Annotated in this window: 21 protein-coding genes; 8 read left to right on the top strand and 13 right to left on the bottom strand. The window is 41.6% G+C overall.

What is annotated here, in order from left to right; all coding sequences use genetic code 11:
• The first annotated feature begins 1 nt into the window (after position 1).
• Positions 2 to 787 carry an SDR family NAD(P)-dependent oxidoreductase gene (locus tag EHS13_RS12140; RefSeq protein WP_227013908.1) on the top strand — a complete coding sequence of 262 codons (786 nt, stop codon included), beginning with the start codon at positions 2 to 4 and terminating at the stop codon, positions 785 to 787.
• Positions 788 to 869: 82 nt separating this feature from the next.
• Positions 870 to 1,679 carry an IclR family transcriptional regulator gene (locus EHS13_RS12135; RefSeq protein WP_162463080.1) on the top strand — a complete coding sequence of 270 codons (810 nt, stop codon included), beginning with the start codon at positions 870 to 872 and terminating at the stop codon, positions 1,677 to 1,679.
• Between the two features lie 84 nt (positions 1,680 to 1,763).
• Here the strand turns inward: EHS13_RS12135 and EHS13_RS12130 are convergent, their stop codons facing one another.
• Entirely contained in the window at positions 1,764 to 2,288 is a 525-nt protein-coding gene (locus EHS13_RS12130) for a NanQ anomerase/TabA/YiaL family protein (RefSeq protein WP_155700601.1), read from the bottom strand.
• A 130-nt stretch (positions 2,289 to 2,418) separates the two neighbouring features.
• Here EHS13_RS12130 and EHS13_RS12125 point away from each other — a divergent pair, with 130 nt between their 5' ends.
• Positions 2,419 to 4,611, top strand: coding sequence for an alpha-galactosidase (locus EHS13_RS12125; RefSeq protein WP_155700600.1), 2,193 nt, complete (start codon positions 2,419 to 2,421; stop codon positions 4,609 to 4,611).
• 108 nt (positions 4,612 to 4,719) lie between these two features.
• Here EHS13_RS12125 and EHS13_RS12120 read toward each other — a convergent pair whose 3' ends face one another.
• Entirely contained in the window at positions 4,720 to 5,823 is a 1,104-nt protein-coding gene (locus EHS13_RS12120) for a glycosyltransferase family 4 protein (protein WP_155700599.1), read from the bottom strand.
• Positions 5,824 to 6,138: 315 nt separating this feature from the next.
• On the opposite strand from EHS13_RS12120, the gene EHS13_RS12115 reads away from it, so the two are divergent.
• From EHS13_RS12115 to EHS13_RS12095, 5 genes are all read left to right on the top strand, one after another.
• Positions 6,139 to 6,636, top strand: a complete 498-nt coding sequence (locus EHS13_RS12115) for a C40 family peptidase (RefSeq protein WP_405083559.1) — start codon at positions 6,139 to 6,141, stop codon at positions 6,634 to 6,636.
• A 234-nt stretch (positions 6,637 to 6,870) separates the two neighbouring features.
• On the top strand, positions 6,871 to 7,680 hold the full coding sequence (locus EHS13_RS12110; protein ID WP_155700598.1) for an ABC transporter ATP-binding protein: 810 nt from the start codon (positions 6,871 to 6,873) through the stop codon (positions 7,678 to 7,680).
• A gap of 12 nt (positions 7,681 to 7,692) precedes the next feature.
• Positions 7,693 to 9,495, top strand: a complete 1,803-nt coding sequence (locus EHS13_RS12105; RefSeq protein ID WP_155700597.1) for an ABC transporter permease — start codon at positions 7,693 to 7,695, stop codon at positions 9,493 to 9,495.
• A 64-nt stretch (positions 9,496 to 9,559) separates the two neighbouring features.
• The gene (locus EHS13_RS12100) at positions 9,560 to 10,261 is read left to right on the top strand and encodes a response regulator transcription factor (RefSeq protein ID WP_155700596.1); all 702 of its coding nucleotides are present in this window, start codon (positions 9,560 to 9,562) and stop codon (positions 10,259 to 10,261) included.
• A 7-nt stretch (positions 10,262 to 10,268) separates the two neighbouring features.
• Positions 10,269 to 11,342 carry a sensor histidine kinase gene (locus tag EHS13_RS12095; RefSeq protein ID WP_227013907.1) on the top strand — a complete coding sequence of 358 codons (1,074 nt, stop codon included), beginning with the start codon at positions 10,269 to 10,271 and terminating at the stop codon, positions 11,340 to 11,342.
• Positions 11,343 to 11,381: 39 nt separating this feature from the next.
• On the opposite strand, the gene EHS13_RS12090 is transcribed toward EHS13_RS12095, so the two are convergent.
• The 11 genes from EHS13_RS12090 to EHS13_RS12040 all read right to left on the bottom strand — a co-directional run bounded on the left by EHS13_RS12090 (position 11,382) and on the right by EHS13_RS12040 (position 25,908).
• Positions 11,382 to 12,560 carry a SulP family inorganic anion transporter gene (locus EHS13_RS12090; RefSeq protein ID WP_155700594.1) on the bottom strand — a complete coding sequence of 393 codons (1,179 nt, stop codon included), beginning with the start codon at positions 12,558 to 12,560 and terminating at the stop codon, positions 11,382 to 11,384.
• 83 nt (positions 12,561 to 12,643) lie between these two features.
• Complete coding sequence (locus EHS13_RS12085; protein ID WP_155700593.1) at positions 12,644 to 13,933, bottom strand: hypothetical protein; 1,290 nt, start codon at positions 13,931 to 13,933, stop codon at positions 12,644 to 12,646.
• 78 nt (positions 13,934 to 14,011) lie between these two features.
• Entirely contained in the window at positions 14,012 to 14,620 is a 609-nt protein-coding gene (locus tag EHS13_RS12080; RefSeq protein ID WP_162463079.1) for an ATP-binding cassette domain-containing protein, read from the bottom strand.
• Between the two features lie 17 nt (positions 14,621 to 14,637).
• Positions 14,638 to 15,591 (bottom strand): hypothetical protein, encoded by a 954-nt coding sequence (locus tag EHS13_RS12075; protein WP_155700591.1) that lies wholly within the window; start codon positions 15,589 to 15,591, stop codon positions 14,638 to 14,640.
• On the bottom strand, positions 15,588 to 16,181 hold the full coding sequence (locus EHS13_RS12070) for an RNA polymerase sigma factor (RefSeq protein ID WP_155700590.1): 594 nt from the start codon (positions 16,179 to 16,181) through the stop codon (positions 15,588 to 15,590). Before EHS13_RS12070 ends, EHS13_RS12075 begins: the two co-directional genes overlap by 4 nt.
• An 18-nt stretch (positions 16,182 to 16,199) precedes the next feature.
• Positions 16,200 to 16,784 carry a hypothetical protein gene (locus EHS13_RS12065; protein ID WP_227013906.1) on the bottom strand — a complete coding sequence of 195 codons (585 nt, stop codon included), beginning with the start codon at positions 16,782 to 16,784 and terminating at the stop codon, positions 16,200 to 16,202.
• A gap of 89 nt (positions 16,785 to 16,873) precedes the next feature.
• Positions 16,874 to 19,084 (bottom strand): hypothetical protein, encoded by a 2,211-nt coding sequence (locus EHS13_RS12060; protein WP_155700588.1) that lies wholly within the window; start codon positions 19,082 to 19,084, stop codon positions 16,874 to 16,876.
• Positions 19,077 to 21,266: an ABC transporter permease/M1 family aminopeptidase gene (locus EHS13_RS12055; RefSeq protein ID WP_155700587.1), complete on the bottom strand. Its 2,190-nt coding sequence runs from the start codon at positions 21,264 to 21,266 to the stop codon at positions 19,077 to 19,079. Before EHS13_RS12055 ends, EHS13_RS12060 begins: the two co-directional genes overlap by 8 nt.
• Positions 21,259 to 21,723, bottom strand: coding sequence for a P-loop NTPase family protein (locus EHS13_RS12050; protein ID WP_155700586.1), 465 nt, complete (start codon positions 21,721 to 21,723; stop codon positions 21,259 to 21,261). Before EHS13_RS12050 ends, EHS13_RS12055 begins: the two co-directional genes overlap by 8 nt.
• The gene (locus EHS13_RS12045) at positions 21,659 to 24,058 is read right to left on the bottom strand and encodes an RCC1 domain-containing protein (protein ID WP_155700585.1); all 2,400 of its coding nucleotides are present in this window, start codon (positions 24,056 to 24,058) and stop codon (positions 21,659 to 21,661) included. Before EHS13_RS12045 ends, EHS13_RS12050 begins: the two co-directional genes overlap by 65 nt.
• Before the next feature lie 236 nt (positions 24,059 to 24,294).
• Positions 24,295 to 25,908 carry a beta-galactosidase gene (locus EHS13_RS12040; protein ID WP_155700584.1) on the bottom strand — a complete coding sequence of 538 codons (1,614 nt, stop codon included), beginning with the start codon at positions 25,906 to 25,908 and terminating at the stop codon, positions 24,295 to 24,297.
• Between the last annotated feature and the right edge of the window lie 266 nt (positions 25,909 to 26,174).

Here is a 26,174-nt window from a genome sequence, read left to right as displayed (position 1 = left end):
CTTGGGGAAAGGTCAAGGTGATAAGCTGATGAGATTAAACAATAAAGTAGCGCTGATCACAGGAGGATCGCAAGGCATCGGCAGAGCAATTGCTGTCCGTTTTGCGTCCGAAGGCGCCATGGTTGCCATTTCCGGCCGAGGTATCGAGGCACTCAATGAAACAGCGGCTTTTATAACAGCGCAAGGTGGCCAGGTTCTAGTAATTGAAGGTGATGTCCAGTATAAAGAGCAAGTCGAACAAATGGTAGACCGTGTTATAAGTCAATGGGGACGGATCGATATCCTTGTCAATAATGCAGGTGTAAACCATCCAGCAGCCTTCCTTGAAATTACCGTGGAAGATTGGGATTGGCATATGAACATCAATCTAAAGGGAACCTTTCTCGTTTCCCAGCGGGTATCTCTGGAGATGGTGAAGCAGAAGCAAGGCGGGTCGATTATCCAAATGTCAAGCGTCAACGGTCTTGCAGCGGAAGCCGACCAAGCCCACTATAATGCAACAAAAGGCGGAATCAATCTTCTGGCTATGTCGATGGCATTAGAGCTGGCTCCATATGACATCCGTGTGAATGCGCTTTGCCCCGGATTTATCGAAACGCGCTTAACCAAGCCGCTAATTGATAATCCGCCAGCCATTGCAAACTACTTAAAAACAATTCCAATGAAGCGTGTTGGACAACCCGAGGATATCGCAGCAGCGGCATTGTTTATGGCAAGCGACGATTCCAGTTATATGACGGGACATTGTATGGTAGTTGACGGAGGTCAGCTCATTAAGCTAGCCTGATTGTTTTCCTCCGTCAATAAATTTACTTATGAGGTTTAATACCCTACTATTAATCCATACTGTAAAACTAGGAGAATGGCTAATGGAACTCGGCAAATCCGATCCAGAAACACAAATAAAGGAAAAGCAAGACCGCTACGCCATCCACTCAATCGAGAAAGCTCTAGATGTTATCGAGGTTTTATCGGCACGGGATTCCGTTAGCTTGATTGAATTGGCAGAGCTTGTCAACCAACCCAAATCTTCGTTATACCGCATTATATTGACGCTGGAAAAACGCGGGTTTATTAGCCGCAGCGATGAAGACGGCAAATATTGCCTGGGCTACAAGCAGCTGGTCATCACTAAAAACCTGTTGGAGCGCAGCTCTTTGCGCAATGCCGCCTTAACAGATATGACCAAGCTGGTCAGCAAATATGGGGATACGGTTAATCTCTGCGTATTGTTCGAGCAGGATATTCTTTACGTAGAAATCATTGAGGGAACCTATGCCCTCCGAATGTCAGATAAAGTGGGTTCCAAATCCCCTTTTCACGCTACGGCAACAGGTAAAACAATCTCTTCCTTCCTTCCAGAGGGAAAGGTGAAGGAAATGATCACGGCCAAAGGGCTTCCCCAACTGACGCCTAACACAATTATAGATGAGCATGCTTTATTCCTTGAGCTTAACCAGATTAAGGAACAGGGCTTTGCTCTGGATAATGAAGAAATTGTTCAGGGAGCCCGTTGTATTGCCGCTCCCATATTTGATATGTTCGGCCATATCCAAGGCGCTATTAGTTTATCTGGGGCTCTGCACCGACTTCCAAACGAGCATATACCTGCTATTGCTTCTGATCTGAAAGAAGCCGGGCTTAACATTTCACGAAAATTAGGCTATCTAAGTAAATGATGCTCAAATATCATAGAAACAACGGCAGCCATGGACGAGTAAATAATGTCCTAGACTGCCGTTTTTATTGAGCTTATGTTCTTGTTAAAACAAATCGCGATGAATTTTGATAACTAACTTTATTAGATCAGCGCTACCACCAGCTAGATGACAGTTGGGGCGGTGAACCTCACCCGGCCAATAAATACTAAAATCACCCGCTCGAAGCAAAATACGTCTTTCATTCTCCACATGTTCAAATAGTTTGTAGTCGCTCTCCTCTAGCTGATCCTCCACCGCACTGTTATTGACTGAGTCCATGGCGAAGCCCTGCCACTCCTCCCCTTCAACAACGAGGTGAATGTCGGCGTATAGAGCATGAATTTCGGCAAGCTTCTCCTCAAACGTCCCTGTAGTAGGAGACTGCTTCATTACGAACATCCGCTTTCCGTCAATCTCCAGCATGGACGGCATATCTACCGTATTCAATTTGGCGATGTATGCAAGCGCTTGACGCACAGCATCCCCATACTGCCCCTTTTTTGACTCCCATTGGCTTATTGTATCAAAAATCAAATTAATTCCTCCTTCAATATCAGCTCTACCTTTTTTAATCCTATAACCCTTCAATTTTGTACCTCATTGTGTTACGATATACCTTAATAAACTACAGTGTAATTATATAATACTTTTATTTGGATTGTAAATATATTAATATCTTTATGACTAAAAAGAATTGATTATACAAAGGGGCAAAATCATGACTATCCATTATGACGAAAACCACCAAATCTTTCATCTGCAAACCAATAAAACCAGTTACGCCTTTCAGATAACAAAGTGGGGTTATCTAGCCCATCTGTATTGGGGAAAATGTGTTCGTCCCACTGCATTACACCGCGTGCTGCAATTCCGCTCACGGAGCACCGTCTCGCCGAGACCAGATCCGAACGACAGCACATTCTCACCGGACACCCTTCCTCAGGAATATCCGGCCTTCGGAGCCGGAGACTTTCGCTCGCCTGCTTTTGAGGTCCAGCTTCCCAACGGCACTACAGTTACGGATCTGAGATATCACTCCCACCAAATTATACAAGGAAAGCCTTCGCTTGAAGGTCTGCCATCTACATACTCGGAAGCAAATGATGAAGCAATAACACTCGAAATTAAGCTTTTTGATTCATTGATCGGCCTGACAGTTCTACTTTCGTATACTGTACTCCCCCCATATAATGCAATCATGCGTTCAACCCGTTTCATTAATAAGGGGCAAGCTGCAATAAAGCTGCTGCGAGCGCTCAGCATGAGTGTCGATATGCCCCATTCAGACTTCCATCTACTACAATTGTCGGGGGCTCATTTACGTGAACGTTCGATTTTCAAACGACCTCTAACCCCCGGTGGACATACAGTGGAAAGCCGACGCGGAGTAAGTGGACACCAGCAAAATCCATTTATAGCCCTACTCTCGAAGGATGCAAACGAAGATAATGGCGAAGTTTACGGCTTTAGCCTTGTGTATAGCGGCAGCTTTCTCGCTCATGCAGAGGTGGACCAATATTTCACAACGCGGGTTTCCTTTGGTATAAACCCGTTTGATTTCAATTGGCTCCTTTTGCCGGAAGAAGCCTTTCAAACACCGGAAACCGTACTTGTTTTTTCGGATGAGGGGCTTGGCGGCATGTCGCGAATCTATCACAGCCTGTACCGGGACCGGTTATGCCGTGGTGCTTATCGCCATGCGGAAAGGCCTATTCTCATCAATAACTGGGAAGCGACCTACTTTCAATTTGATGCAGACAAACTCGAAAATATAGCCAAGGTTGGCTCTCAGCTGGGGATGGAGCTATTTGTTCTGGATGATGGTTGGTTTGGTAAACGTGATGATGATCATTCTTCTCTTGGGGATTGGGTTGTCGATACCAAAAAGCTGCCTAAAGGGCTTAATGATCTGGGAGAGCGTATCGGCAATCTGGGAATGAAGTTCGGGCTTTGGTTCGAACCGGAGATGGTATCTCCGGATAGCGATTTATATCGTTCTCATCCCGATTGGTGCTTGCATGTTCCAGAGAGGAATCGAACCCTTAGCCGCAGCCAGCTCGTTCTCGATTTATCACGTGAGGATGTCTGCGATTATATCGTAGATTCTGTTAGCAGGGTACTATTAAGTGCTCCTATCTCCTATGTTAAATGGGATTTGAACCGCAATATGAGTGAGATCGGCTCGGCACTGCTGCCACCAGAGCGGCAACGGGAAACGGCCCACCGTTATATGCTTGGCTTATATCAAGTACTGGAGAGGATAACTGCCAGTTTCCCACATATTCTGTTCGAAAGCTGCGCTGGTGGCGGTGGGCGCTTCGATCCGGGCATGCTGTTCTATATGCCCCAGACTTGGACAAGTGATAATTCCGATGCTGGAAGTCGGCTGTATATCCAATATGGAACCAGTCTCGTTTATCCGCCAGTTACGATGTGCGCTCACGTATCCACCGTTCCGAACCATCAAATTGGCCGTACAACCTCTTTACAAACGAGAGGGTATACAGCGATGTCTGGATCCTTTGGATATGAGCTCGATCTGACGAAGCTTTCTGAAGAGGAAAAAACACTCCTTCATAAGCAAATTGTTTTATACAAAGAAATCCGGCCTTTGGTGCAATTTGGCACTCATTATCGCTTACTTAACCCGTTCGAGGGCAGCGATGCCGCCTGGATGTTCGTTTCCAGCAATCTTAAGGAAGCTGTAGCTTTTTTCTTCCAGATCGAGGCGGATGTGCAGGGCCGATTGAAGAAATTACGTTTGAAGGGATTGGATTCCTCCGTAGATTATGTCATTGAAGGAGACGACGAAGTATATGGCGGAGATCATTTGATGGACATTGGCATTTCGGTGCCCGTATTAAAGGGTGATTTCCAAAGTGTAATGTTCCGTTTAAAACAGATCGAATAAATGTTATTATCACCTTAAATGATAGAAAAGGCAGAGCCATTGTGCCTATTGCATAAGAAATGCCCTCCAGAATTGGGGGGCATTAATTCTATGTTATCTTACACTTATTTACTCCCTTGAGCTTTTCTTATAAATGGCCATCAATCTTGCTGCTGTATGACTCCAACTAAATTGATTAACTGCCATCAATCTCCCTTGTTGTGCCATGTTATCTGCAAGTAATTTATTCTGCCCAATTTTGATAATATAGTGTGCGAAACTCTGAGGATTCTTATAATCTTTAACCAGATAGCCATTCTGCCCATGCTTAATTATTTCTTTAATTCCACCAATATCGGAGGCTACTACAGGAATCCCAGAAGCCATGGCTTCAATATTAACTAATCCAAAAGCTTCGTGTTTTTGGGAAGGACAAATAAAACAGTCAACTAAACGATAAATATTATGAATGCTTTTATGAGAGACTAGTCCTGTAAAATAAACGGGGATATTCCGTTTTTTTGCTATTGAATTTAGCTTCCTGATGTATGTGGTATTACCAGCTCCAACAATTATTAATTTAGTATCAGGAATTTGAGTTCGTACTAACCGTGTTGCTTCAATAAGCTCAGCAACTCCCTTTCGTGGTACTACTCTTCCTGAAAATAACAAAAGAAAGGAACTTCCGAGTTGCTGTTTGCTTCTATACGCATTTTTTTGAGTATTAGTTAAGGGCTTAAATCTGGATACATCCACACCCAGATGTACAATATGAATTTTGTGATTCTGATTAGGGAATATTCGAGCTAAATTATTTTTTAAGGAGCTGCTGTTTGCTATGATCAGATCAGCTTTATGGAGACAAGAGGCAATTTCAAGTGTGCGCGGAACAAATGTCATGGAATGGAGAAATAAAGCAACGGGGGTCTTAGGCTTCGCTTTTTTCACTTTAGCCATATAAATCGGGCGATTGTCTACTTGAATAAAATCATAATGTTTCCCCTTAATATAATGTAAAACAGCAGTGATATATTTATTTGAGCTAATAGCGGGTACGCGAATAATAGTTAGATTATCTAAACTAACGATATTCTTACAACCCTTATACTGCCTACTAATAATAGTCACTTTATGCTGTTTAACAAGCTCTTTAGCAATCGCTAACATACATATCTCAACAGAACCACTTCCTGGAATAGGAACTTGTTCAGGTGCTATCATAAGAATATGCATCTCCCATCTCCTTTCCATACCATATTAGAGTACGCTCCGTCCTATTTTCCGGATAAACCTACTCCATATAATATGCATTGGATTAGTCAGATGGACTCTAGATTACCTACCCGATCAGGTTCAATAAACCCATTTTCTGCATTGTCAATAAGTTCCCCTTAAAATACCATTAAATTTTTCTCATGGACTTCTCATAATCGCTATTTTGCTTGATCAAGACTGGGTTTCTAATCTACCTAGTAATTTATGGTTTTTTATTATGTGTTAAGGTATATACAGGTGATCACCTATCAAACAAATTTGAGGGAGGTTATCATGAAAAAAGCGCATATAATCCGGTTTGCTAAGTCATTAGCTGGTATATCCTTAAGTTTATCTTTATTATTTTCAGGCTGCCTATTTCTTACATCGAAGCCAGCGCATGCTTCATCCTTTTATTCTGTGTCGTCAAGTGCAGACAAAATTATTTCAACGGGCAAACAATTATTAGGTACTCCATATCTGTATGCTGCTCAAGCTGCGAAAACGAGTACATTTGATTGTTCCTCATTTACGCAATATGTTTTTAATCAAAACGGAATAATCCTACCACGATCATCTACTCAACAATCTCAAGTAGGAACTTATGTATCTCGCAATCAGCTCAAACCTGGTGATCTTATTTTCTTCTATGCCCCGATTCATCATGTTGCCATTTATATGGGTAATGGAAAAATTCTACATGCAACCAAAAGTGCGGGAGTAGCCATTAATGATCTAAATTCCGGCTATTGGAACTCTCATTACACTAAAGCCAGACGGGTACTTCATTAGATTTGTAAATTATTAATTAAAACGGCAGAGATGCCGTTTTTTTGTCGTCCAGCAAGGATAAACGGCTCCGCAACCTTCCTTTTTGTCGATTGCTGGTCGTCGCCCACCAATATTAAGGAAATCTTTAAGAAATCTTTATTGTTCTCTTATATTTACTCCCAGCTTCTTCTTTATACTAAATAATATAGACGGCGCTATGAAAGCGTCCATATAGAAAGAGAGGTAGATATTAGGATGACAACAACACCAGTTATTGATATTAAACAAATTTCTAAAATATATGGGGGCAAAAACGCGAATCAGGTGTATGCCTTGAATAACATCACGTTTACGATGCAAGAGGGAGAATTCATTGGCATCATGGGGGCCTCAGGCTCGGGCAAAACGACGCTGCTCAATGTAATCTCAACACTAGATAACCCAACGAATGGGACAATCTCAATCGCGGGAACTGATATTACGCGGATGAAATCACGCGAGCTGTCGGATTTCCGGGCACAGCGGCTGGGCTTTATTTTTCAAGACTTCAATCTGCTGGATAATTTAACGGTATATGAGAACATTGCTCTGCCCCTGTCTCTTCAAGACGTCCCTGCTGATTTTATCAGAAGCAAAGTCAGCCAAGTCATGGAGAAGCTTAATATAACCGTTATAGCGGAGCAATATCCATCGATGATCTCTGGTGGTCAACGCCAGCGAACAGCGGCGGCTCGAGCGATAGTTCACAAGCCAGCTTTACTGCTAGGAGACGAACCGACAGGCTCACTTGATTTGAAGAATGCGGTAAGTCTGCTTGAAATGATGAAGCGGTTGAATGAAGAAGACCGGATCTCTATTCTCATGGTGACCCATGACGCTTTCAGTGCCAGCTATTGCAAGCGAATCTTGTTTATACAGGATGGTCAGTTGGTGAAAGAGCTATATCGCTCTAGCAGTCGAGAGATTTTTTATAAGCAAATTTTAAATGTACTTGGCGATTACGGCTCGACAGCTGCAGAGGGTATTGCAATAGAAACAAATAATTCGTACGGTTCGGAAAGGTAAGAAGGTGAATACATGCTAATCAAACTAGCTTTAACAGGAATGAAAAGCAAGGCTAAGGATTATATCGTCCTCCTTGCTGGGCTCGTGATGTCGATTTCGATTTTTTATATGTTCCAAACGATGGCTTGGAACCGCAGCTTTACCGAGGCAAATGCCGTTATTAATTCCATGCAGCTAGTATATAACTTGGGCTCGGTGCTGCTGTCGATTATTACGTTATTCTATATCCTTTATGCAAACGGCTTTTTACTTTCATTGCGGCAGCGTGAGTTCGGGCTTTTCATGATGCTTGGCGCCAGAAAAAGTAAAATTCGTTCTCTGATGTTTATCGAGACAATTACTGTAGGCTTGATCTCGCTCGCTGCTGGACTTGCTCTTGGGTTTGGTTTATCTGCGTTGGTTGGGCATCTAATGGCGAAACAACTACAAATATCCTTGACAGGCTATCATGCCGTATTTGTGCCAGCTATTATCTTCACAGTTATATTTTTCGCCATTTTATTTGGAATATCTGCGATATGGAACCAGTTAAAGCTGGCTCGTCTGCAAATAATGCAGCTCTTGCATGGCAATGCTCAGGCAGACCGGCCATGGAAAAGCAATGTCTGGAAGCTGGCGCTTGCCATAATCGGGATAATTGCTTTGGGACTTGGCTATCTTTCTTTGACATTCATGGAGCAACTGCGGGAAATAGGCTTATTCACGGCGACGATTATGACACCGTTGGGCACTTATCTCTTATTTATGGTATTGCTCCCTCCCTTCATTGCAAGCATAAAAAAACGAAATAACATTCGCGGAATACGAGCTTTCACATATGGGCAGCTAAGCTTTCGCATCAACGGCTTAACTAAGCTGCTCGCGACAGTTGCGATGCTGATAGCACTTGGTGCAGGTGCGATAGCTGGAGGTATGGCTTTCGTCAATGATGCAAAGATTAAGGGGGAAAGCTTTAGCATCTATGACGCAATCGTGCATGATCCAACGCCAGAGGAATCGAAGCTGCTCGCTTCCATTCCGTTCACGGAAAGGCATGAATACCGGTTTAAGATAGTAAAAGATGTGCTTTACTACTCACGAGAAAATCTTGATAGTCAAAGACCGCTTATAGAATCGGTAAATGATCAAAAACAATTAAATCGGATCACAGAGTCGCTTCCGTCAGGAACAGAGTTAGTGGATACAGAACCACTTTTCGGTCCAGAATGGCAGACATTTCTTTGGACAATTACTCCAAATGAGCCATTTGAATCTGAAAAAATTGTCGATGAGCCTTCATTCTTAAAGCTTCCTGCGAAGGAGAGAATGATTGTGATCGGCAAGACGAGTGACTTCTTGGCTTACCATTCGTTTTGGCAAGCACTAGATAAGCTTAGTGCAGATAAATACAAAGATGGCTATGTGCCCTTGAGTAAGTATGAGAATTATCAGCACGTTCTTGGCACTGCCAGTGGAACCTACTTTATGGGTTTTTTCCTTGGAATAGCTTTTCTGGCAATGATGGCCAGCTGTCTAATGTTTAAAATTCTATCGGCTGCTGCCAAAGACGTTCAGCGTTACCAAATGCTGAACAAGCTGGGAGTCAGGCGTGAGAAGCTATCGCGCTCTATCTATCATGAGCTTAGCTTAGTCTTCTTATTCCCAGGTATTATCGGCCTCTTGCACGTAATAATTGGAATGAATCTGTTCTCTTTTATTTTAGATGAGCCGTATTATCATTTATGGATTCCAATCACTTTATTTGCAGCTATATATTTCATTTATTATATTTTAACAGTCAAGCTTTATCAGAACATTGTACTGTACCGATTATGATTTGCCACAAAAAACGCAGGCGCCATAACGTTTAACCTAAGCAAATGTAACCTGGAGGGTCCGTATGAATCCGATACAAATACTCATCGCTGATGATGACCAAGAAATCGCCAAGCTTATCAAAATTTATTTGAGCAACGAAGGCTATCATATATTAGAGGCTTACAATGGTCGAGATGCCCTGGAATTAATTAGAAAAGAATCGCTTCAACTGGTTATCCTAGATATTATGATGCCGGAGATGGATGGATTGGAGGTGTGTCGCGCGGTTCGGGCGGATTCTGTAATCCCGATCTTAATGTTGAGTGCGAAAGCCGAGGATATGGATAAAATTATGGGGTTAATGACAGGTGCAGATGATTATATGGTGAAGCCGTTTAACCCTCTTGAGCTATTGGCTAGAGTGAAGTCACTGCTGCGTAGAACCTCTTATATTAATAGCCAGCCCCAACAATCGGATGATCTAGACACTCTGCAAATTCAAACATTGAAAATCAATAAAACAACGCATACCGTAACCATAGAAGATAAGAGTGTTAATCTAACCTCGACGGAGTTTGATATTTTGTATTTGCTTTCCAGCAAGCCTGGACAGGTGTTTAGTGCAGAATCGATTTTCGAAAGGGTGTGGAAGGATAAATATCTAGAATCGAATAATACGGTGATGGTGCATATTAGCAAGCTGCGTGATAAATTGGAAAGTGAGCTGGGTGGCGTAAAGCTGATCCAAACCGTATGGGGAGTAGGTTATAAAATTGAGCCCTAATCATTTTTTGAGACTTCGTTACAAAGTGCTTTATTTGTTTGTGCTCTGCAGTGTATTCTCCATTGGAACAGTAGCAGTGTTATTTCTAGTGGCTGGAAGTACTTATCAGGGAAATATCCCGATAGTTAATTTGTTAATTCGTTGGCTCGGTAATACTATCGGGCTTCCTATAACACTTTCTATAACTGCGATTGTTTTGTTCGTCTTTTTCTTGTTTGTGCTCAGTCATTCCAGTATTCGCTACTTATTGCAAATAACTCGAGGGCTAGAGCAGATCGCCAGCGGAAATTTCGGATTTCGTATTCCCATTCAGTCTAGAGATGAGCTAGGTGCATTAGCAGATAATATTAATAAAATGACTATACAGCTCAAGCTGTCAATGGATGAGGAAAGGCGTGCTGAGCAGACAAAGACGGAGCTTATCACTAATGTTTCTCATGATTTACGTACACCTTTAACCTCCATTGTTGGCTATTTAGGCTTGATTGAACAGGACCGATATCGGGATGAGGTGGAGCTGAGACAATATGTCCAGATTGCTTATGAGAAATCCTTGCGGATGAAAAGTTTGATAAACGATTTATTCGAGTATACGCGCACGAGCGGTGGGATGCAGCTTAAGCTATCTCCATTAAATTTAGTAGAAATGCTAGGTCAATTAGCCGCACATTTTCGGTATCAATTGGAGCGGAGCTCGATGGAATGCTTCCTGGATTTCCCCGAAAAGCATTTAATTATTTCTGCAGATGGCGATAAGCTAGTCCGTGTATTTGAGAATTTAATCGTCAATGCTATCCAATATGGGCATAAAGGCAAACGGTTAGATATTATGGCGCGAAGCGATGGATCACAAGCTGTAGTTGAGATTGTGAACTATGGAGAGCCTTTACTGGCATCCAGCATTCCGTTCCTATTTGAACGCTTCTACCGAGAGGAGCATTCCCGTTCACAGAATACGGGTGGATCTGGACTAGGCCTTGCGATAGCCAAGAATATTGTTGAGCTGCACAATGGCATTATAACTGTATATAGTGATGAATCTAGAACCTCTTTTGAAATCCGGCTTCCAATCCGTAAATAAGTTTTTTAAATAAGTTACTAAATATATGTCCGACTTTATTCACTCCATGTTCTTGTTTAGTTTCAATCTTTTGCTGACACTCAGATGGATAAAGTAGCTTAATAGAACACCAACAAAAACACCAATTGCCAAATTGTTCGTCCAAATACTAGCTATGACGGTAGCAACCATAATCGTAGTATCTCTAACCGGCCTGCTCTGCACCTGGAGCAATGATTTCCAATCCATGATTTCATAACAGATCATTAGCATTACGCCTACTAAAGCTGCAACAGGAATTATATTAACTACTTGGCCAAATAAGAGAATAAGCGCGAGTAATGTTGCTCCTCCAACCAGTGTGGAGAGTCTGCCTCTGCCGCCTATTTTGACATTGATGATTGACTCTGCCACTAATGCACAGCCCGCCATACCACCAAAAAAACCTGTTATCGTATTAGCAAAGCCTAAGCCTTTTAATTCGCGATTTTTGTCCGTTTTAGTTGCTGTCATTTTATCAATGATATCTTGAGTAAGCAAAGACTCGGTATAACCTACAATAGCAAGCGATATGGCGAAAGGCGCAATTATCCATAAGGTTTCCCAAGTGAATGGAATATCCGGCAAGCCTGGTATGGGTAAGGTTGTTACAATATGGGCTTGATCCTTAATTTTGAGCAGCGGCAGATGAAAAATAGCTGTAATAACCGTCATGGCGGCGACTGCTATAAGTGGTGACGGGATAGCTTTGATGAGGAGCGGAAGTAGATACACGTTCAATAAGGTAACTATAACAATTACGTACATTAGTAACGTACCATGGATGAAAAGCTTTAGCTGATTCAGAAAAATTAGAATGGCCAAGGAATTAATAAAACCAGTCACCACGGCTGATGGCATAAACCTCATTAAGTTTCCCATTCTCAAAAATCCCATAAGCAGCATCAGAACACCCGTAAGTATCGTAGCAGCAAATAAATATTGCACACCATGCGCCAAAACCAAAGGAGTCATAAGAACAGCCATTGAACCCGCAGCAGCTGAAGCCATAGCTGGGCGAGCGCCGGTAAAAGATATAATCAGCATCAGAATAACTGTCGAGAATAAACCGATCATTGGATTAACTCCAGCAATGAAAGAAAACGCAATTGAATCGGGAATAAGCGCTAGAGTAATCGTGATTCCTGCAAGCACATCTCCGCGAATATTAAATAACCAAGTTGATCTAAGCTTATCCATTATGTAATTAACTCCTTATTTGCAGCTCTCCAACACTATCTATAATACTATAAATTAACGCAAAAAGAGAAGGTTTCCCTTCTCTATTCCAAAGCCATCCAGCTTATCTTCCAGATTCCTGCTTTATTGATAAACAAATGAAATATTTTTATTTGCTCAGCTTTATTCATCGGAATTATGAAAACCACAGCATGATTATCTTCCATATAATTTTCTTGAACAACAAATGAATTGTTTTGTTTCAGCTCTTTCCATAAGGCAATTGACTTCTCCGCACTCGTTGGGTCTGTCTTTAAGTCTTTTAAGAAGCTTTCATGTGTAGGCGTAATATAACCTTCACCCTTAATACGCAAACTAAAAAGCGTTTCCTGATCTTGTTTAAACGTTGCTGCCAAGTAGAATTTAAATATATCTGCAGCACTTAGGCCTTTTAAGCGAGTATCCGATCTGTTTAAGGCATAATTAGCATATGTTTTTTCTTGTTTGGCTGAGAGCTCCAAATTGTCGATTACCATTAATGATGAACTGGTTGATAGAGGGGTGTTTATAAATGGGTTCGGAATGAAATCCGCTTTATAGATCACTTCAGTAACCCCTCCAGCAGCATTAACTTCATAGGTGTCATCACTTTCATTATTAATTTGAATACGGTCATTCTCTTGCAAATCTGCATATTTCGTGCTTGCTCCTGTTTTGAGATTACCTTCCCTAGCCTTTTTCGGATCCCAAGGTATTAAATCCTTTTTCAACACCCAGAAGTCTCCATAATTCGGCTCTGCATAATTGATGAAATTTACACATACCCACTCTTCAAATTCCTTATAAACCTGCACCACTTTCCCTGCTCTAAACGCATTGCTGGCGAGAGCTCCAGGATATGTCCAAATGGTTGCATTCTCACCTACAATCCGTATATAAGGCTTAACCGTAATTACCTTCGGCTCGTCAAGATCTTTCTTTATATACCAGGCAGGAATCCAGCCTTTTAAGCCATTAAAATTAATGAGTGCTTGGTCATCCTTCGTTTCTAATACTTCGTAACTATGATCAGCTGTTGCCAGAAAATGATAGTAGGTTTCTGAGCCAATGGCATCTATATCACTCTTTAAATTGAAAAAACCTTCGCTTTTCTTAGGTTCAGCTGGGGAATTTGTAGGTATGGGAGTTGGTTCAAGCGATGGAGGTGGAGTTGTAGTTGTTGGCTGGGCGGTGGGGATAGGTGAAGCTGTAACAGCTGCACTTGGTAATGGAGTGACCTTGGCTAGCATACTTTCAACAACGACTACCCTATCGAAGTTTCTTCCTATAAAATAACCCAATATCCCAAAAAGCAAAATACCAATTGTACAAATGATAACTATCTTTTTATTCATCGCTTAACCACCTTTTTTGGAGCTGCCTTTCCCCATCATACAGCATTATATCCAAATTGTGGAGGTTACTTCTTATAATCATAGCTCAATGAATTGAGTGGCATGATCCGTCCATTGTTCCTTACGATGGCTAGCGACAAGAATAATCGAATGCTTGGCAGATTTATGTAGGATTCCTAGCAAATGACTCTGCTGCTCAATATCCAAAGCCTCTAACGTTTCGTCTAGTAGAAGAATATCTGGATCTGCAAGAATAGATTGAGCAAATAGCAGCATTCGCTTTTGGCCCATCGAGAGCTGCCCAATGTTGGATGAGCACCAAGTATTAATGTTAAGCTCCGTTATGACTTGTTCAATTCTCCCCTCCAGAAGATCCTCCGGAATTAATTTCATCCGTCCAACATAACGCAAATAATGGACAGCCCGCATCTCATCGTAAACGGCAATCTCTTGGGGAGCATAACCGATTCTAGATTTATAGCTTGGACTAATATACTCCACCCCATGTTTAACTAAAGAGATATTACCTGATGCTAAGGGAATGACGCCTGAAACTAGCTTTAATAGAGTCGATTTCCCGCTCCCGTTTTTACCTGACAGAATATGCAATCCTTGTGATAAAACGAGCGTGATCGGACTAAGATATTCAGCTTTGGCTGCTTGAACCTTTTGAATAAACAACTGCAATGAGTTTGCCCCCTTGATTACTTAATTAACATGGCACTTGAGCCTTTCATTTTACGCAAATAAACGATCACATCACTTGCAAAAAGAAGCGTAATAAGGAGACCAATCCATTTGCTTTCCTGCCATTGCCCATAGCTAGGATCACTCAAGAAATAAAAAGGTCCAAGCTTATTCATCATGAATAACTGTATAAACCAAGCTGCCGCCATTACTAAAGAGCCGATGAGCGTGCCGAAACGCAGCATGCAAGCTACGGAACCTACACAATAGAGACATAAAGGAACCAGCCAGCTAACAATAAAAGGCAATAAGGAAAAGGATGCTATGCCAGTTGTCGGAGTTAAGGAATAGATGATAAGGCTTGCTGCTGTCCCTAACATGATGTCATAGAGCACGATAATCGATAGTTTACTAAGCAGCCATTGTGCAGGTGTAATTGGAAAAGATAATTCAAGCTCATACATGGGAGTTCCATAAGAACGGAATGAATAGCTTAAGCTAAAACCCGTTAGCAAAGGGATCAGCAGAATTAAAGGATGAGTATGCCATTGATATGTGCTGAATACTTGAGCTAAGTCACCCCCGAAAAGGATATATAGAAAAGTGCCAAGCACGACCACTAAAGCAGATACCAACCAGAATGACCATGCTAGAAGTTGTGCTTGTGGTAACAGATATTGTTTAATTCTTGCCCATCCATTTAACCTACTTGCTTCACGTTGTTCCAATATTTCTGAAAACCGAATCATTGGTGGAGGTGAAATTAGGGTTGGCAGCTTAGAATCATGCTGCATATGGGGTCGCATTCGCTCAATTAACATCCTTGTCTGATGAACAGAAGGTTCAATAGCGGTATAACGAGGAAGCCTCTGAGCAAGCTGCTGCAATTCTTCATCTGAAAGCTGATCATCATTTAATTCTTGATTAATGGTATGAAGCTGCTCTTCCTCTTTAAAGTTTCTCCGGCTCATCCGTTATACCCTCCCTTCTTTTTCATTGAGATACTTGATTGTTCACTTGATTGTTTATTAGCTTGCAGCATCTGGGCTAACCGCTTTAATGATTTATACAGCCTTGATTTCACTGTATTCACTGGCATATCAACAATGGAGGCTATTTCCTCCAGCTTAAGATCTTCGTAGAAACGCAGCACGATAATCTCGCGATTTCCTTCCGATAAATCATCCAATGCCTGAATGACTTCTTCACGCTCCCACTGCTTTTCCATGATCGAGGAAACCGTCTCATCTCCAGGGTAAATATTTAATTTATCCTGCTCAGTTGATATCTCACTACGGTAGGAGCTCTTCCTCCATAAGTCCTTACAAAGGTTAGTGGCTATTCGATAGATCCAAGGTCGAAATTGCGTCGGCATACTGCCTGATTTTAGCGATATACAAACTTTAATAAAACATTCCTGTGCCAGCTCTTCGGCAGTCATTTGATTATTCAGCATTCGATAAATATAGCTTTGAATGGGAGCGTGATAGCGATAAATGATCGCCTCCATGGCCGCTTCATCCCCTTGCTGGTAAAGCTCAGCCAAGTCTTCGTCCTTCATCTCACACCTCCTAATCAACTAGACAAACCAAGCTCTTGCTTTATGAAATAAGAAGATTGCCGCTGTAAATAAAGCCAGTCCGAGTAAGAGTAAATAAAGCGAATTTTCGATTTGAGAGGTGGCTGCAGCCACAGGCCAAATGAATTGGAACAGAAATATTTTACCTGTCCATTGGCCTTGAGTTGTCATCTCTATGAACCAGTAGCCTATTCCAGCACCAAGACCCGCTAGCATATTTCTCCCAAGCAAGCTAACTAATAAGCTTAGAGCACCTAAAAAGAGCGAAGCCGGGAAAATTCTCCACGCAACATAATTAACATCTTGCCAAGACAAGGGGATACCCCCTAAATATCCGCCAATAATGCTTATTGTAAAGCTTATAAGCAGTAAAATAAGACAAAGCCCGATTCTCTCCAGTATGACATAGAGCATTTTAAATGGATACGCATAAAGCAAGCGCGGCAGTCTCTCCTCCAGCTCCTCAGCAAAGCTATTCGCAAAAATCACAATCGCGATAACTGGCATAACAAGGAGCATTAGGAAAGTTAATGTATGCAGGTCTCGCTGTTCGAGCCCAATCCATTTCGGATGGGAAATGCACATGGCCAATAAAATGGAGATGAGGAATGCCCCCCATAGACTACCTGACAGCATTATTCTTAGACTGTAGCTTATGCGTCTGTAAGTGGTACTCATAGTTGCCTATCCGCTCTACTTTTAATAAAAGTCAGAAGCCGTTGTCTTGTTTGCTCATAGGTCCCATCCGATTTAGTTAGCTCCGTATATAAATCTCGAATGAAAATTTGGAAATGCTCATCAGAAGATTTTAAATAAACATCATTAATAAGCGCATGGATCAGATTCGGATTTCCATTATCAAATTTTCTGGTTAATAGATCCTCTTTCTTGTCAGATGGTTTAACAGTCATATAAGCTGCTAAGAGATCATAGAAAACACCTTCCGTTGATATATTTAATCGTGTTTCACCCTCCATGTATTGGGGCAGCAGCCATTGAATGATTTGCGCTTTTTGCGGCAATAGCTCCCATGTGAATGTTGCAGGCAGCAGCTTAATCCCATTTATATTGTTAAAAGGTGATCGCCAAGCTTGCTTGCTTTCACTGTTGTATGTGCTATTAGGATTTTCTATGGCTCCGAAAGGATCATTATCTCCTAGTGTCATAAATGTTTCGTTAGCCCCAAGTGGATTTTTTACTTTTATCCCCATTGTAAGTTCAAGGATATCCTGCAGCTGCTGAGCAGTCTCAGCAAGAAACGAAAGCTTCATTTCTTGCTGCTTAGTATTCATTTGTTTACCGGCAATCAACCGCAATGTTTTATCACTCGCAGTATGCTCTACAATTTGTAATGCTCCACCAACTAACGAAAATCCACTTGCTTGTTTAGCAATAAAGTCAATATTCAGTTTATTCAAAGCTTGCTTTTCGGAGGTTACAATTCCATTTGAATAAAGCTTAAAGTTACTCGCTGTGTGAACAGCCACTTTAAAATCTGATAACGGTGCCTGGAATGTATGGTCCTTTAAATAATGTTTGGGTTCATAGTCCAAACCATATTCTGTGAGCAGATGAATCCCGCCAATTGGATACCAACCATAGCTGCCTAATAAATTGATCCGATCTGAATCGACGAATACCGATCGAATCAATAGATTCCCTTCATATTGCGGCATATTACGCCATTCATCTACAGGACCACTGTAAACCAATTTTACTTTTAGAGCTTCACCGACTTTTAGCGCTTGATTAGGAGTTATCCAAATAACATCCTCATTACCCGCTGAATCTGCGGCTGCTTTTTGATCATTGATAAGAACTTCCTGTACATGAAAGTTGTGGCGTAAAGTAAGCGGAAAGCGAGCCTGCTCGGCTCCTGTTAGATTGGTAATAATAAAATGAGCTGTAACCTCAAGTTTATGCCTATCATTGGTTGTCACATCAAGCTGGTAGTCACTAGCAATTATTTGCTCATACGAACTGCTATATATCTGTGGTTTAGCAGATTTATATAAGACAAGCTCGTGATGAAAGCCTTGGACCCTGCCTTGCCAAACGGAAATATAAGCAGCCAAACTCGACAATAGAATGATGGATATTAGAGAAATAGCTACATAATAGCGATTATGGTTGGCAAGCTCTTTCCTTTTCCAAGCTTTCCAGTAGATGTAACTCCATACAAGTCCGATGATCAAGCTTAAGTAAAATAGCCGATGAAGCCAATAATTACAGTCTAAAGTGAAACCCCAAATTTTCGAATAAACCTTAGTAGATTGCATAGGTGCAAAAAAATCAAGCTGTGTGAAATCCACAATATCCAAAAAAGGCGCAAGCTTGGTTAGAAATAAATTCACTCCATAGGTTAAGCTGATGAAAACAAATATACCTAAGAGATAGATAGTTCTCTTTTTCGACATAGAGCCAATTAAATAGCCAACCAAGAGTATAAACCAGCCCGGAATAACTGAGGCAAGCAGAATATAGAACCCTGATCTTAGCTCAGTAAATGAAAACCCGATTCGTGTTGCTAAAAACAGATATAATAAGGCTGGCATAAGCTGCAGTAAAGTAAAAGGGATTGCTAGAGCTAGCAGCTTTGAAGCAACGATTTCTCTTGTTTTATAAGGCAGGCTTGGCAGTAAAAATTGTGTTCGCGTCGTAGCCTCCCGCCTTGCAACATACATCGCTAGAAAGAAAATGGAGATAAATAGCGGCAGCAACATCATCAGAGTATGCATGGCTTTAAATCCTAGATTAGAGTTATAATAAGCTTCACTTGAGACTAGATAAAATATGCCCAGTAAACCACTTAAGATGATCCAAATACCATACCCACGGAACATCAACTTCCATTCTACACCTATATAATTCACTACATTACGCATGTATATCACCCGCTCTCTTTTTAAGATAAGCTAGTATTTCCTGCTGTGCTTGCTCATAAGTTAGCCTTTCTTTACTAGCCTCTGTATAAAATTCTCGGATAAAGCTGCGAAACTCCTCTTTAGAGGATGCTTTATAGATTTGATTGATATAAACATAAGTTTCATTGGGTTGACCTTTAAAACCATAGGCAAGAGGATCAATCAGATCCTCTTTCACACCTGTTGATTTATCAGCTATATAGGCAGAAAACAGGACAGAAAATTCTCCACTATAAGTTCCAGGCTGACCAGCAAAATAATGTTGAAAAAATAAATGGTTTAATTGATTTTGAGCATCTTGCAAATATTCTAGCGATATAAACGTATATGGGAACTTAATCCCATTAATATTGGCAAATATAGAGATAATCTTTTCCCCTCCCATAGCCGTACCTATGTTGATTGTATTCTTGAGAGGATCATTGGAATCTGCGAGCATAAAGACCTCATATAATTGGAATGGATCTTTTATTTCATTTCCCCAGATTGCTTTGACTTCATTTAAAAAACGCTCCAAGCTGTCTGCTATTTGCGTAATCGCTTTTTGCATTTGTTCATCCTTCATTTGATTTCCTGCGATTAAGCTGACTGTGTGCTGTCCACTTTTATGTGTTACTTGATCTAGAGCACCTCCAACAATCGAGAATCCATCTGCATTTTTAGCTTCAAATACAGTTTTGTTCATCTTTTGTTCCAATACTGAACCATTCGAGTAGAGAGCTATTGGATAACTAGTCGTTACAGTTACTTTAAAATTAGTTGGGGGGATCGTAAATGTATGATCCTGGAGCTTATCAACATCGTAACCGGAATATGCCATCAACGAAGTAAGCGGATGAATACCACCAATTGGATACCAGCCAAACATGCCTAACAAGTAGACACGCCCAGCATCAATACCATCATAATGAGCGAGTGTATGGCTACCGTTATTGGTTCGCCATTCATCCACTAAACCTTTATACACGATTTTAATGGTTATATTCTCCCCGTTCTCTAAAGCATTCATAGGAGTTATCCAGATCACATCTTTTTGATCACCAGAAGCTGCATTCATTTTTACGTCATTTATCCATGCGTTTTCTACCTTAAAGCTGTGACGCAGGGTAAGTGGGATACGCTCTAGCTTCTTACCTGTTGAGTTGGTGAGCTTAAATCGAGCTTCTACTTCCATTTGATGTTCTGGCGATATTTTCACATTTAATTCATAGTCACTAGCAGATAGTCCTTCAAATGTTGAAGTTAACTCATCCGTCTTCGCTCCCTTATAATAAGCGACTTCCGCTTTAAAGCTCTGTTCTCGTTCCTTCCAGATGGAGATATACGCCCATAAGCTTGATACTAATAACACTGAAATTACGGATAGACTTATATAGAACGACCGGCTGAATTGTATTTCTTGTCTTTTTCGAGCAATCTTCTGAATGAACAAATAAGATATCATAACTATAAAACCAACATAAAAGAGTCGATGGTACCAATACGTAACGTCACTCGTAAACCCCCAAACGCTTGAAAAAGCTACACTTGAATTAGCACTGGTATAGAAGTCGAGCTGTGTGAATTCGAGAATACCAAGATAAGGCGCATGCTTTGTTAAAAATATATCCACTCCATAAGTTAAGCCAATGAAGATAACAATACCCATCAGATAAACCCATCTTTTTTTGGACAATGAGCCGATTAAATAACCCAATACAATTACAAACCAGCCAGGTATAGCTCCGGAGATGAGCACAAGAATTCCATTTATAAGCTCCTTTGTTGAAAGGCCTTCGTTTATTGCCGTAACTGCATAGATTAAAGCAGGCATCAGCTCAATTAATGTAAAAGGGATGGCCAGCGCAAGCAATCTAGCAGCGGTAATTTGCCATGTACGAAAAGGTAGACTTGGGAATAATAAATGATTTTTTGAGGCTGCTTCTCGCCTAGCTGCATGCATGGCAAGAAAAAACACCGCAATAAAAAGTGGAAATAAGCACATCATCATCCGCATAACGCTTGCGCCAACATTAGAGGCATATACAGTATCAGTAGCTAAAAAATAGAATACAGCGCCGATTATAGCGGCAATCACCCAAATGCCAATACCACGGAACATGAGCTTCCATTCGACACCTATATAGCTTACTAGGTTACGCATGCTCCATGCCTCCAGTAAACAGCATATAACCGTCTTCAAGCGTTGCCTGATCTGAAACTGCAGTTGAAAAAGGTGCGGCTTCTGCAATAATTCGTAGTACTTGTCCACGCTCTAAATGCTTAGTAGATACAATATTATGGGAAGCTCGCAGTTGGCGTGCTTCATCCTCGGATACCGTTCCGGTCCATACTTTACCTTGAGTTTGAGCTATAAGCTCACTTCTTGTCCCTTGGAAAAGCATGCTGCCTCTTTTAATGATCGCTAGTTTCTCACAGGAATTTTCAATGTCACTGACGATATGGGTAGACAAAAGAATGATCCGATCCTTAGCCAATTGATCCAACACATTGCGAAAGCGAATACGCTCTTCCGGATCAAGTCCGGCCGTTGGTTCATCTACAACAATTAGCTTTAGATCGCCAAGCAGCGCTTGAGCTATTCCTATTCGTTGCTTCATTCCGCCTGAGGCTCTTATTGCTTGCGATCTGCTCCATGTTAAAATGTTCAACAAAACTATTATTTCCTAGCTGACCGGAACCGTTGTAACCCGTGCTCCACAATGTACCATCCGCTTTCAAGAGCAGCGTAGAGTAATATCCAGCTGCCACCATACTTGCGTCGTTTAAGCCGTCCACCTTTGCAGGAGCCCATCTGCCACTTCTGGTTCCATCGCCAAACTGACCCCAGCCATTATCGCCCCAAGCCCATACATTCCCGCCGTTTACTACCGCAACAACATAATTGTCTCCTGCAGATACAGTTTTTACATTGGCGATACCAATAGCTTGTACTGGTGTTAGCTTGTTTATATTCGTACTATCCCCTAGTTGACCGCTTCCGTTCTCGCCCCACGCCCATACAGTTCCATCCTTTTTAACAGCTGTTACGAAATTAGAACCTGCCGATATCGAAGCTACATTCGTTAACCCCAGTACTTGCATTGGCAAAGCTCGGCTTATCGTCGTTCCATCACCCAACTGCCCACTAGCGTTATTCCCCCATCCCCATACCGTTCCGTCTTCCTTAAGTGCAAGCGAGAAATTTCTATGCGAGGCCACGGCAATCACATTCGCCAAATCCCATACCTGCGAAGGTAATCTGCTGTCTGTATAAGTACCATTTCCTAGCTGTCCATTTTCGTTATTGCCCCACGCCCACACGGTTCCATCGGCTTTTAGTACCAACGTATGCTCATTGCCCGTCGCTGCTTGGGTAGCATTGGAAACCCCAGTCACAATTCTCGGTGTCTTCTGGTTTTCCGACGTCTCGTAGCCGAGCTGTCCTCGTCCGTTATTTCCCCAAGTCCATACGGTTCCGTCCGCTTTTACATTTATCGCATGCTGTGATTTACTGTTGATTGTTGCTATTGCAGTTCCAGTAGGTATATTATTCAGCATAATATCTTTAGATACCGTCTCATTTGCTGCTGCGCTCACCTTTAACACCGATACCGCTTTGTGATATTCTGATTGAATTGTCATATCATATATATCCGGCACCAAATCCGTGAACACGTAATAGCCAGAAGGGTCGGTGGTTGTTTCTTTTTTCCCGTCATTGGAATATAGGGTTATTGCTGCCAACGGAATCGGTCCATTGCTGTCTGTAACTATCCCTCTTAACGTGCTAGCTGCATACTTGACCTGCCCGGGAATCGTCCGATTAGCATTTGTCGTCGTTCCTCTTCCTAATTGACCTGAATTGTTATTGCCCCATGCCCAAGCTATACTGTCTGTCGAAATTGCTATAGCTATATCTTGGCCTACGGAAATGAAACTAAAGCTCTTATTGCTTGCGATCTGCTCCATGTTAAAATGTTCAACAAAACTATTATTTCCTAGCTGACCGGAACCGTTGTAACCCGTGCTCCACAATGTACCATCCGCTTTCAAGAGCAGCGTAGAGTAGTATCCAGCTGCCACCATACTTACGTCGTTCAAACCTACCACTTCAGCTGGAGCCCAACGACCACTTCTTGTTCCATCGCCAAACTGTCCCCAACCATTATCTCCCCACGCCCATACATTCCCGCCGTTTACTACCGCGACAACATAATTGTCTCCTGCAGATATTTGTTTTACATTTGAGATTCCAACAGCTTGTACCGGAGTTAGCCGGTTCTCATTCGTACTATCTCCCAGCTGGCCACTGCTATTGTAGCCCCACGCCCATACGGTTCCATCCGCTTTAACTGCAATTGCGTAATTGGCTCCAGCATCAATTGATTTAATCCCCGTTAATCCGCTCACTTGAACAGGAAAGTTTGTATTAGTGGTCGTTCCGTTGCCAAGCTGTCCGTTACCATTAAAGCCCCAAGACCAAACTGTTCCATCCGCTTTAAGCGCAATCGTGAAGTCTGAGCTTGCTGCAACAGAGATCATGTCTGTCAAACTTGACACCTGCACTGGTGAACTGCTATTTGTATTGCTGCCAACACCTAGCTGTCCATATTGGTTTTGGCCCCAGCTCCAAACTGTTCCATCCGACTTAACTGCAACACTATGCTGATTGCCAACCGCTGCTCCAATAGCATCAGTAAACCCAGTTACTGTGACTGGTGTTGTTCGAGTTATTAATGTTCCGTCACCTAATTGTCCGTTAGTGTTAACGCCCCAAGCGGCTAAGGTACCATTTGCTTTTAAATGAATCGAGTGCTGTCCCCCAGCATAAACAGCGGATGTAACCGATGCTGATGCTGAAACAGCATCGAATAAACAACCAATTAACAAAAGCTGAAAAAAAGCAAATACCATTATTTTCATATTCCAAGTACGAAAGATATTCATGTTCATGCGACATTCGCCTTTCCAAATTACCTAATTTACACTGGAATCCGAAATAAACGATCTCGTGACTGCAAGTTCCTATGTATGAGTCTATTATATAATTTCCAACAAGATTTGACATAATATTATTTTTATAAAGCTAGCAACAGAAAAAAGCAGCAAGCTCATAGACTTCGAACATGTCTAAAAACTGCTGCTTTTTAACTATGAATCCATACCTATGATTGCTATTAGGAGTTTTATTAGCTTTTCTGAATAATTCCCAATAAATTCTGCCATTCCTCTAAAGTGCTGTCTCTTGCAACAAGCCAAGCTTGACCATTTCCAGTTTCCTCAGTTAAATAGACAGGTTTACGTTCAAGTATAGAGTCTGTAACGAAATTATTCTTATGCCATTTAAATAACTCCTTGAATATCTTTGGAACAGCTGTTAAATAAACATTATCCTCGTTTTTACGGAATAAGTCCGTAGTAGCTACTAGCTTCCCGCCTGCCTTTACATATTCGATTAAACGATCCTCGAGCTCCTCATTATATAAAACTTGCAATGGAATAATTAAAAGATCATGCTCTTTAATTTGCTCAGGAGAATATATGATATCAATAGACTCTGCTGATGCATATAAGCTTTTATAAATAGTATGGACTAGATAATCTGGATAATGAAGACGATCCGAAACCGAGGTTTGATAAACCCATGAGCTATCAAAATGATAATACATCCCGATTCTCGCAGGTTTTACCTCGGTCAATTCAAGCTCATTTTCATATTTCTCAGCATATTCTTGAATGACACCATAATTAGGTGAAGGCTCCCCTGTAATGGATAGCAATTCCATGCCGCCTCTTGCTTGCTCCTGCCCCCATGGGAAGGGCTTTGTTTTGAATAGGAAGAATTGACTGCAGCCGCGATCACGAACAATTTGTAAATCCCTTTTCAGCTGTGAAGTCCCAGCTCCGTATTCCAGCATCCAAAAAGGTTTGTTTAGCAAGCTGCGGCAAGCATCACTATAAAAAGCAATTTCATGCGGCTTATCACTATAAATATCCATTCCCAATACATCCAGTCCTGCAAACATTTTCGTCCAATCAATATTATCGCCATAAGCGAACATAAAAGCATTGGTTGTAATCGGACGATCTCCGATATACTGTCGTAGAATCTCTGTTTGCTGTTGTGCAAATTTCACCAAGACATGAGACGAGAATCGGGCAAACTCTAGCTCTAGGCTAGGGTGATGCCACATCATTACATCTGCATTCAAAGGGGCAGGCAATGGAATTTGATTAAAACGTTGATATTGCTGTGACCAGAAAACCGTCCCCCAGCGTTGATTCAGTTGCTCAATTGTTCCATATTTCTCTGCTAGGAAAGTATGAAATGCTTGTTTGGAGCAATCCCCATAATCATATTTGGTTTCTCCGCCAAATTCATTATCTAACTGCCAGGCGACTACATTTGCATGTTCGCCATATCGCTCAGCAAGCTTAGTGACAATTTTCAGAGAATACTCCACATATTTAGGCGAGGAATAAGAACGGTGCTGCCTTGCGCCGAAACCAATGGTTTTCCCTAGCTTATTGACAGGTAGAACCTCTGGATATCGCTCAACCAACCAGATTGGCGGACAGGCTGTTGGGGTACACAATACAACCTCTAACCCAAATTCTGCCGCTAAAGAAATGGAATGGTCCAGCCAATCCCAATGATATTCCCCTTCATTCGGCTCCATTACTGCCCAAGCAAATTCAGCAATACGAATCCGTTTAATCCCTGCATCCCGCAGCTTTTTATAATCAATTGGCCATTGCGAGGCCGTTTCATGCTCTGGATAATAAGCAATGCCTAATTTCATTGGGATCTCTCCTTGTTTAAATTCTTGACGAAGTCCTTAACGGAACGTCAGTAGATTCTTTAGTGCTCCGAGCCCCTCTTATTTGTTAGTCGGCAGCCTAATTCCTTTGGGTTGTTATCCCTTTGCCTCAGAGGCAATTTTTGATAAAAAGGTTAAAAGTCGCTTAGAATTCCACACTGAGCTAAGGGGATACGACTCAAAAGGCAACCGCAGATCGCAGAGTTCATAATTTCAATCGTAATATTCTTAAACATTTCGTTGCATTA

This window comes from Paenibacillus psychroresistens, from assembly GCF_009728935.1.
GTDB classification, from domain to species: Bacteria; Bacillota; Bacilli; order Paenibacillales; family NBRC-103111; genus Paenibacillus_AC; species Paenibacillus_AC psychroresistens.
Note: the sequence above shows the minus strand (reverse complement) of the source record. Positions and strands in the feature narration are given on the sequence as shown.